Raw genomic sequence first — 6960 nt, 5'->3', positions numbered from 1 at the left:
ATGCGGTCAAGCCCCATCATGCACGAGACCGCTTCCTCTGCCACAGCGAACGTCCCGCCGAATCCGCAACACTCGTCGGGGCGTTTCAAGCTGACAAGTTCAATTCCTTCGAGGTCCTTCAGCAGCTGCCCCGCCTTGTTGAAGCGAGGAACGATCATTTCGCTGGAAGAGCCCAGACGAAGTTCCCGCAATCCGTGACAACTATTGTGCAATCCCACTCGATGAGGGAAACGTCCCTTGATGGACTTGACCTTCAGGACATCCGTCAGGAATTCACACAACTCAAACGTTTTTGGCCGGACATGGGCATACCCCGGGTCGTCATGCAGCAACTCACCATAGTGCTGTCGGACCATCGCCGTGCAACTTCCCGAAGGACAGACCACGTATTCGTAATCTGCAAAGATCGAGACAAACTTTTGAGCCAGAGGCAATGCGTCGTTCACGCATCCCGTATTGGCCATCGGTTGTCCGCAACACGTCTGGGCAGCCGGAAAATCAACGTCACATCCGAACCGCTCTAGAACCTGGAGCGTTGCCATCGCAACCTTGGGGTAGAGCTGATCGACGTAGCAAGGAATGAACAGTGCGACTTGTGGCATGGGGTGCTTTGTAATACCGCGAACGTTCCGGGACAAAGAGCGTCCCGGAATTATAATGGCTTAGGCAGATGAGAGCGACTGACTCGGACTCGGCGGCGTTACGACAGGGCTTGAAGCACGCGGTCAACCCCCTGATCCTTCAGCAGAGTCGCCACCTGATGGCCTAATGCCTCCGCCTCAGCAAGTTCAGAAGTGGCCGATGCCATCCACCGCTGACTTCCATCAACGGGCAACACGACCGCCTCCAGCCGGATGGTCTGATCTGAGACCGTCGTATACGCCCCCAGCGGGGCATGACAACCGGCCCGCAGACTCGACATCAGGCTCCGTTCGGCGGTCACCGCCGCCATCGTGACCGGATCCGTGATTTGCTGCAGCAATTCCCGCAGCTCATGGTCGTTCGTCCGGCATTCGACTCCTACCGCCCCCTGCCCCACAGCAGGGTACATGAACGGGGGAGCAATCTCGGAATGGATCCGTCCCGCCCAACCGAGTCGCGTCAATCCGGCTGAAGCGAGGATGATGGCGTCGTAGTCTCCGGCGTCCAGCTTCTTCAAACGCGTATCCACGTTCCCCCGAATCTCGAACAACTGCAGATCAGGACGCAGGTAGCGAAGCTGCGCTTTACGACGTGGGCTGCCGGTCCCCACTCGCGCATTGCGAGGAAGATCCTTCAGCGACAGCCTGGCAGTCTGATTTGCTGGAAGAATCAGGGCATCATGCGTGAGTCCACGAGTCGGAACGGCCCCCAGTGTGAGCTCAGGAGGCCCATCCGTGGGGAGATCCTTCAGGCTGTGGACGGCCATGTCCACCTGTTCCTTCAGGACAACCGTCTGAACTTCGCGCGTGAAGACGCCGAAGCTTCCCAGGACTTGCAATGTCTCTGTCTGGTCCCGATCGCCGGCAGTGCTGACATGCACCAGTTCGACCTTGACCTGCGGTGCAACCTGCTGAATCAGTCCCGCGATGTAGTTTGATTGCCAGAGGGCCAGTTGACTGGCGCGCGTCGCAATTCGCAGTTTGGGGCGAGTAAAAGACAAGGCTCGGATTTTCAGTTAGCAGGAAGGGAAAAGAAATCGCTGCGATTCGTCATCGGTCACAGCTTAGTTGCGGGGCGACCAGTTAGCGACTGCAGGAAGACCGCCGGACCGCGACAGCCTCTCTTCATCAGGTGAGGCCAATGACAAGAAGCTCAACAGGAAATGTCAGACGCTTCTCATTGCCCGACAAGCCCCCAAAGTTCTCGTCAAAAATTGTCTGAGGCAAGCATGAGGTTCTCTTCTTCCTCATCACTGTCCAGCGGTATCACGTCATTGAGTGGTATGACATCGTCAACGCGTTTTTTTCGAAGGGACACTTGCTTGTTGAGACTGGTTTCTTCGACCTCGAAAACTTCCTTGCCCTCAGCAAGGGCAATGGGAATATCAAGGCTCGGAGGCGCGGTCTGGTCACCCTGTCCTTGCTGCGGGATCGCTTCGCTGGAGGCTTCTTCGAATGTTTGTGATTCAGGCGTTCTTGGTACCGGCGGTTTCGCTCGATTCACGATCGACTTGGCGTCGGCCTGCATCCGAAAATGAACGTCGCCGATCATCAGATCATCGCCGAACGAAAGCGTCGCCTCTTTCTTGATTCGGGTTCCATTCAGATAAACGCCGTTCGTGCTGCCAAGATCACGAACCACGTATTTCTTGTTGACCTGGGCCACGCAGCAGTGCTTACGAGAAATCTTGCGACTGAGAGTCAAAGAGACATCACAATCCGACTGTCGGCCTATCAGGACAATGGCCTTCTCCAGCGGAATCAGGCAATGGCCGGGATCGACGGGAACCAGGAAAGCTGGCATTTGTTACTCCGCACGCCCCTGAAATCATAAAACTGGCAGGTATCGCCTTCGCTCGAAGAATCGAACCTCGATCACCTATTCAAATATGCTCTTATTTAGGCACCACATAGCCATTTACAAGGCCGTGTATCGAACGGAACGGCCAATTTTCCAATAATAGGGATGTTCTTATCCGTTGAAAACCCGTTTTCCGATTTCTTCAGACGGAATTGTGGATCACCGCGGCTCAATCCATTTCACCTGCCGCATCGGGAAACGGCCAATGAACTCTACCACTCAAATCGTCACGCGGGTACTCCCTGACATCAACGGAATCTGCCGATTCCGCCCCTCCACAGGCCATCCAATAAGAAAAACGCTCAAATTCGGCAAAATCCGCGGCCAGATTCGACATGGGCTTTTCGGGGGGCGTTGCGTTCGCTGGCAATTCTGAAAACCGAACGAAGAAAGACAAGACTACTGCGTCTGCCGGAGCCCACAGTAGTCTGCCTGCCACGATTCTCATTATCAGGAAACTTGCGATCAGCGCTCACGTCATTCGAGCGGGGAATTCGCGGCTTCTTGAAAGTCCAATGGTCCGAAATTATAGATCTTGCCGAATCCCGCCACGAATCGAGCGGATTTCGCATCGATACGATAAAGCTCGAAATCGCCGAGCGAGAACGTCATCGCCGAATCAGGGAACCGCTGCAGATACAGGTCTGCCAGTCGATCGTACTCTTCGGAATCCCTCGGAACGATGACGGCCTTGCCCTGGATCGACACCCGAGCCAGTGCCTGCGGGTCTTTTGATCCATTGTCGGGCTCGGAGATCATCAGTCCCACCAGCGGATTTTCCAGAATGTCCTGCGTGTGAAGTGCGAGACGACTGATGTGGATCACATAGGACGAAAAGTCGTCGCTCACCACAATCGGTACCATCGAGACTAACGGGGCCCCGTCCCGCAATGTTCCAATCGCAGCCACACGCTGCGATCGAATCAGTTGAGCAAATTCCATCTGAGGCGATGTGTCGGTCATCACTTGCAAGTCTTTGTCCTATGGCACAGCACGTTTGCCGCCAGTAGCACTCTGGCGGACTCAAACCACATTATACCATAGAACGCGACAACCGGAATTCAATCGCTCCCGGATCAACTGGCTCACATGCGTGCCCCCAATTTGATCACAGACTGCCACGAACGGCGGTGCCACTGAGCACGCATCTCACCGGGAGTCTGCACTTTACCCCAGCAGTTCATGCCGGACGCGTCCATTTCCGGCGATCGAATGAGGGCGATTCTGCTGATCGGGAATCGTCGTCGATTCATCGTAACCGAGCTGATGATAGATCGTGGCCTGCATATCCTTGGGCGAAATCGGCGTATCCACCACATCCCCGCCCACGGAATTTGTCTGGCCGACCACTTTCCCCCTGGCCATTCCTCCCCCCGCAAACACGGACGAGTAGGCTCGTGACCAATGATGACGAGCACCCCCTGCCGGAGCAGAATCAATTTGAGGAGTTCGACCATGCTCACTGGTACAGATCACCATGGTTTCATCCAGCAGTCCATGATCCTCCAGATCAGAAATCATGGCTGAGTACGCCTGATCGAAGACGGGCAGCAGGTAGTTCTTCAGCCGTGGGAAATGGTTCGAGTGCGTGTCCCAGACGGATGCCCCATGCGGTCCAAACGGATCCCAGAAGACCGAGACGAACCGGGCTCCCGCTTCTACCAGACGACGGGCCGCAAGACACGACTGGCCGAACAGGTTCATCCCATAGCGGGCTCGCAGGTTGGGCGACTCGTGCGCCACGTCGAGTGCATCACGAATTCGATTCGATCCAATCAGCGACATGGCCCGCTGCTGATGAGCGTCGTAATTCCCGATCGCGGCTGCCCGGTCAATCAGCGGACGAGACGCATCGAACTGCTGAAGCAGGTGGACGCGCGCGTCGAATCGGCGTGTCGAGAGTTCGCTCGGTAACTCGCAACCCTGCGACAATTGGAATCGGGCGTCGACTGAAATTCCCGCGTGCGGGTCGCGAACGTCTTCAACCTGCTCTGCAGCCAGCTTGGGCACAACCACAGTTCCTTCGCCCGTGAAATCGGACCAGAACGGGTCGTAGCGATCTCCCAGAAAGGAAGCATAGGGCCCCGCCTGCTGCGGGGAGCTCCCTTTTGAACAGAATCTCCAGGGAAGACCAATGTTCCGAGGCAGTGTCGAGGATTGCTCCCCAAACCGTCGACTGTCCAGATAGTCGATGACCGAACCCATGAACGGCCAGTGCTCCGGTGCACGCGGGGCCGTCTCCAGCGGAATGCTGTATGTCGGCATTCCCGTCATGACATAAGCACAGCAGTGGATCGGGTACTCGTGCGTCATCGATCGCACAACGGTCAGTCGATCCGCGATCTGCGCCGTTTGCGGTAAGCCTTCGCAGAACTGCAACCCCGGCACCGCCGTGTCGATCGCCTTCATCTCTCCCTGAATTTCAGCAGCGGCCAGCGGCTTGGGATCAAACGTTTCGTGCTGCGGCGGCGAACCGAACAGAAACACGAAGATACACGACTTGGCAGGATTCCTGGCGTCAGAAACTCCACCCGCAGAAGCCCTGAGCGGAAGTGGTGAATTCAGTCCGAGTCCAAGTGCTCCAATCCCCCCGATGTGCAGGAGATCGCGTCGAGTCATTCCATTGCAGAGTCGCTTTTCTGATCCAAGAAGATTCAACACGATAGGCGTCCTCAAACATCGCGGTCCTGTGGCACGTCGAATGTACTCTACACTTCTTTTTGTCGTACAACGAGTCTAGTCCGCAAGAGCCAACTTGCGGAGAGTTCTTCCCCTTCGGAAAGTTCGGCCGTTTGCTGACGGCTCATCGCGATCGCGAACGATTAATCAAGCCTGCGACTGCCGTGTTACTCGTCGCCAGAAGCCCAGGTCAGCAACGGTCCGGACTGGCCGCGTGAACGTGTCCGGTTCCATCCGCCTCAACGATTTCGCTACCCGCCAATTGAACAAACCCCTCCATCGCAGTAGAACAACTCACTTTGCTCCCCGCGAAATCGTTACAACCGGAAGAAGCTGGCCGTCGTGTGATCCCACAAGGTCAGGTGACGCTCATCTGCTTCAATGGCGTCGGGGAGCAGAATTGCTTCGAGCCTTACTCATTGTTTTTTGTCGACCATTCCAGGACAGAGTTTGACGACCCAGAGGAGTTTTGAATCGTGACGTATTTTCGTTTCGGCCTCGCCTGCCTTGTATCATTGAGTCTGACGCTGTCGGCTCTCGCCGCCGACAAACCTCATCCCGTCCGCATGGGCTGCGGACTGATGACGTTTGAAACCGTCCCCGGTTGGGGCCTCGGTCCGGATGGAAAGTCTGCCATCGGTCCGACACATGGTGGCGTCGTCGTCGACAAAGCTGGAAACATCTATACCAGCGCGGATATGGGTCTGTTCGTCTTCTCGCCCGAGGGGAAAGTCATTCGCCGGTTCATCGGCGATGAATACAGTCGCATGCACGATATCGAAATTCGTGACGAAGCCGATGGCGAGTACATCTACGCAGCTCGCAATGCCAACGCCGAAGGGATCAAGTTCAACGCCGAAACCGGCGCAATCGTGCTGAAGCTGCCGTTCCCTCAGGAGTCAGGCCTGAAGCTCGAAAAATTCAGCCCGACCGCGATCACCGTCGCTCCCAATGGTGATATTTTCCTGTCAGACGGCTACGCAAGTAATCACATTTTCAAGTTCGACAAAACGGGCAAGTACCTGAAGCACTTCGGTGTGAAAGGAAACGAACTCAAGGAGTTCAACACGGCCCACGGAATGACACTCGATACCCGCTATTCACCACCCCGCCTGCTGATCTGCGATCGAAATCACCAGCCCAAAGGCCGCCTCGTCCACTACGACCTCGAAGGAGAATTCCTCGGCGAAGTCGTGACCGGGCTGGGGATGCCCACGTCAGCCGCCGTGCAGGGTGATTACGTCTCCGTTCCTGATCTGCACGGACGAGTCGTGATCCTCGACAAAAACAACACCATCATGGCGGTGCTGGGTCATAATCCTGATCCCACCAAAGGGGGCAACTACAACATCCCGCAATCGGAATGGATCGAAGGGATCTTCAGCGGTACTCACGGATCCTACTGGGACAAAGACGGCAACCTCTATGTCCAGGATTGGAACGTCTCGGGACGAATCATGAAGCTGGTCCGGGTCAAGCCATAGTGATTGACACTCGCGACGAGTGAATCATCACAATCGAAGGCCCGTCATCAGGACGCAAAAAGGGGAGACACCAACCAAGTCTCCCCTTTTTTTGCATTCAGAACTGATTCAGTTCCGCCTCCATCCAAGAGACCCGGTCGGTCGATCGAGCATCGCCCTCTTCAACTCCGACAGGATCACCAGCAAACGCGGTAGAACCTCCGGCCAGCACCATTCAAAGTCGTTTCGACAGCGCAGTCGTCACACACACGAATGCAACAGCCAGATCCCACTCAACCAGATCCCACGGTCGACG

Annotated in this window: 6 protein-coding genes; 1 reads left to right on the top strand and 5 read right to left on the bottom strand. The window is 56.0% G+C overall.

The genetic code is table 11. From position 1 onward, the window contains the following. The 5 genes from VGE80_RS11835 to VGE80_RS11815 form a co-directional block, all read right to left on the bottom strand. A partial coding sequence (locus VGE80_RS11835; protein ID WP_440592811.1) for a (Fe-S)-binding protein occupies positions 1 to 602 on the bottom strand: 602 nt, incomplete at its 3' end. Positions 603 to 700: 98 nt separating this feature from the next. After that, a complete protein-coding gene (gene hemC / locus VGE80_RS11830) occupies positions 701 to 1642 on the bottom strand; it encodes a hydroxymethylbilane synthase (protein ID WP_440592810.1) in 942 nt (313 codons plus the stop codon). A gap of 206 nt (positions 1643 to 1848) precedes the next feature. Next, positions 1849 to 2445 (bottom strand): FHA domain-containing protein, encoded by a 597-nt coding sequence (locus VGE80_RS11825; protein WP_440592809.1) that lies wholly within the window; start codon positions 2443 to 2445, stop codon positions 1849 to 1851. A 534-nt stretch (positions 2446 to 2979) separates the two neighbouring features. After that, complete coding sequence (locus VGE80_RS11820; RefSeq protein WP_373651149.1) at positions 2980 to 3465, bottom strand: HugZ family pyridoxamine 5'-phosphate oxidase; 486 nt, start codon at positions 3463 to 3465, stop codon at positions 2980 to 2982. A 204-nt stretch (positions 3466 to 3669) separates the two neighbouring features. Next, complete coding sequence (locus VGE80_RS11815) at positions 3670 to 5163, bottom strand: DUF1501 domain-containing protein (protein ID WP_373651148.1); 1494 nt, start codon at positions 5161 to 5163, stop codon at positions 3670 to 3672. A gap of 494 nt (positions 5164 to 5657) precedes the next feature. On the opposite strand from VGE80_RS11815, the gene VGE80_RS11810 reads away from it, so the two are divergent. Beyond that, positions 5658 to 6665: a 6-bladed beta-propeller gene (locus VGE80_RS11810; RefSeq protein WP_373651147.1), complete on the top strand. Its 1008-nt coding sequence runs from the start codon at positions 5658 to 5660 to the stop codon at positions 6663 to 6665. The last annotated feature ends 295 nt before the right edge of the window (positions 6666 to 6960 follow it).

This window comes from Schlesneria sp. (assembly GCF_036405755.1).
In the GTDB taxonomy this organism is placed as follows: domain Bacteria; phylum Planctomycetota; class Planctomycetia; order Planctomycetales; family Planctomycetaceae; genus Schlesneria; species Schlesneria sphaerica.
This window is presented reverse-complemented; position numbering and strand designations above follow the sequence as displayed.

What these genes read in the sequence shown, in the direction of transcription:
- VGE80_RS11825 (WP_440592809.1), bottom strand. Translation starts at nt 2,445, where the DNA reads ATGCCAGCTTTCCTGGTTCCCGTCGATCCCGGCCATTGCCTGATTCCG.
- VGE80_RS11820 (WP_373651149.1), bottom strand. Translation starts at nt 3,465, where the DNA reads ATGACCGACACATCGCCTCAGATGGAATTTGCTCAACTGATTCGATCG.